General features: G+C 66.2%; 2 protein-coding genes. One reads left to right on the top strand and one right to left on the bottom strand.

Annotation, left to right across the window (positions count from 1 at the left end; translation table 11 throughout):
• Positions 1-602: 602 nt before the first annotated feature.
• Positions 603-1,643 carry a protein rep gene (locus E1292_RS50135; RefSeq protein WP_132606834.1) on the bottom strand — a complete coding sequence of 347 codons (1,041 nt, stop codon included), beginning with the start codon at positions 1,641-1,643 and terminating at the stop codon, positions 603-605.
• A gap of 606 nt (positions 1,644-2,249) precedes the next feature.
• On the opposite strand from E1292_RS50135, the gene E1292_RS53260 reads away from it, so the two are divergent.
• On the top strand, positions 2,250-2,474 hold a 225-nt coding region (locus E1292_RS53260; RefSeq protein ID WP_132271217.1), incomplete at its 3' end, for a hypothetical protein.

Genomic DNA, 2,474 nt, shown 5'->3' with positions numbered 1-2,474 from the left:
TGATCATGACACGGATCACCAGTCCCAATGGACCCTCAACCTCTTGGAAGAGCTGTCTCGGGTCGAGACCATCAGCCGGCGGGTTGTCCACCTACTCACCGCGTACGCGCTGCGGAACAGGCTCGCGGCGGCGACACCGTGGCGAAAGCCACCGGGGTAACGATCACGGCCGCGCAGAACCGGAACGGGTCCGGACTGGCCCAGGAAGTCTGGGAAGAGGTATGGCCGCCACCACGGTCAAAGCGGAAGTGATGCCCTCCGGGCGGGGGATCTTCGACAGAGATGGCCGGGGGTCGTTCGGATCTTGCGGTGGTGGGTGGTTGCGCGGTTCGCCATCTCCACCGTGAGTCCGGGCGGAGCCGAGCAGACCTGCCCTCCGGTGCCAAGGTCGTTCAGACGTAGGGTGCTCCACCTTGTCACCGGAGGGCAGGCCCGCTCCACGGTGTGCGGACTCACGGCGGAGATGGCTCTCAGGCCACTTGCTGTCGTGAAACCCGTTGTGGCGTAAGGGATTTCGCGCCCGTTCGGCCTTCCTAGGATGCGTCAGAAAGCGTGATCATCCGTAGGAGCAAGTTGGAGGAAAAGTCAGACTTAGCCGCCGGTCACACGTGCTCCTGGTTGGCCCACTCGTCGGGCGCGAGTAGCCCGTCGACACCGACGCGGTAGCCGACCAATACGCGGATAAGTCCCTCCCAGCCGTCCGACTCCACCGCGTCGAGCACCGCCGACTGAGCGCCGGGAATGTCGGCCAGGCGGTACCAGGTGTGCGGCAGGAGGTAGGCCACGGTGTCGCCGCCGACCTCTTCGGCCGCAATCTCTTCGTCGGTCTGCTCGTCGACGTCGGGCAGGAGCAGTGCCCGCAGTCCACGCGACCAGCGCAGCGCGCTCTTACCGGCGGTGGCCCGCTCGTACTCGTGCCAGAGATCGAGGTCAGCGGCCAAGCCGTCGGTGCCGAAGTCCGCGAGGATCTGTAGCGGCGTGCGCGAAGTCTTACGCCGGGTGCCCTTCATGTCGGAGCGAGCGATCTCGTTACCGAGCCCGGACTCTTGGACCTTGGTGACGTAGGCGGCCAGGCCACCAGGTGAGCGGGTAACCGGGTAGAGGGTGAAGCGACGACCGAGAAGGCCGGGTGTCCACCCGTAGCGAACCAGGGCACGGGACCAGCGGGCATCGAGCCGGCCAAACCAGTCGCAGAGGTTGAGCACGTCGACTTCAGCGGCGGTGAGGATCACGGCGTGGATGTGCGGGTGCCAGCCATGCCGACCGTGGGTGATCTCGGTGGCGCGGATGTTGCCCAGCACTCCGAAGCGCTCCTGCTCGTCCTTGTAGGCCCGGCCCGACGCGAGCGCTCGCCAACTCTTGGTGAGCACGTCGAGAGACGCAGTGAGCGCGTCGCCCTGGTCGTGGGAAAGGGTCGCAGTGGCGAAGTACGCACCACCGCCGTTGCTCATGTGTCGGCCGACTGCTTCCGCGATCTCGTCGCCGCGCCGAGCCCGGATCTTGGCAGCGCAGACCGGACAGAGCCAGAGCCGGCCGCAGGTCTCGACACCGGAGAAGTGAGCCGTGCCCTCGTTGACGACGATGGCCGCCGCGCCGCCGAGCAGATCCCGACCGCACCGCTTGCAACGGTCGATCTCTGACACCTGGTTGAGAAGCTGACGCAGCCCGTACCGGACAGCCCTCCGAGCCGGTCCATAGGGCACCTGACCTGGGGTGGACGCAAACTTTGCGTAGTACCAAGTCCGGGTGGGATCCGGGTGGCCTGAACCGGGCAAACCGGCCCCGGGGCCGGCGGCCAAACCCGGGCCGCCTGCCGCGCGCTCCTGCGTCCCGCCCGCGCGCGGCACCCCGGGACCGGCACGCCCGGCAACAGGGTCGGTAGACCGCTGAGAGGCACGCAGAGCCCGCTTGCGACACGCATCGTTGTGGAACCGCTTCGGAAGCCCACCGGAGTGCGTACGGGCTTCCAGGGGCGATCCGCAGCCCTCACAGTTCGGCGCGTCTACCTGGTTCGCTGGCGCGATGTCGGGCGGGTGGCTTACCGTTGTCGTCTCCTGCTTGTCCCGCGTGCCGAACTCAATCCGGGGCTCCGCGCCCAGGAAGGCAACCGCCTGGAAAGTCGCGGCCTGGTCCACGATGAACGTCTGCGGCATGGTCTGTTCCTCCCAAGGTCTATGCTCTAGCCTTTAGAGCATCGAGTGAAGTCGACTCTAGTCATTAGAGACGAGACCGTCAAGGGAGTAAATCTGATGTCGCAGTCCGCGCCGGTACCCAAGGACCTGGCACAGTGGGTCGAGCAGCAGATCCGCGACCTGACCGATCTCGTAGCGGAGTCGAAGACAGTCAGTGATCATGACACGGATCACCAGTCCCAATGGACCCTCAACCTCTTGGAAGAGCTGTCTCGGGTCGAGACCATCAGCCGGCGGGTTGTCCACCTACTCACCGCGTACGCGCTGCGGAACAGGCTCGCG

Source organism: Nonomuraea deserti, assembly GCF_004348685.1.
Taxonomy (GTDB): Bacteria; Actinomycetota; Actinomycetes; order Streptosporangiales; family Streptosporangiaceae; genus Nonomuraea; species Nonomuraea deserti.
The sequence above is the reverse complement of the archived record's forward strand: the minus strand, read 5'-3'. Positions and strand labels throughout refer to the sequence as shown.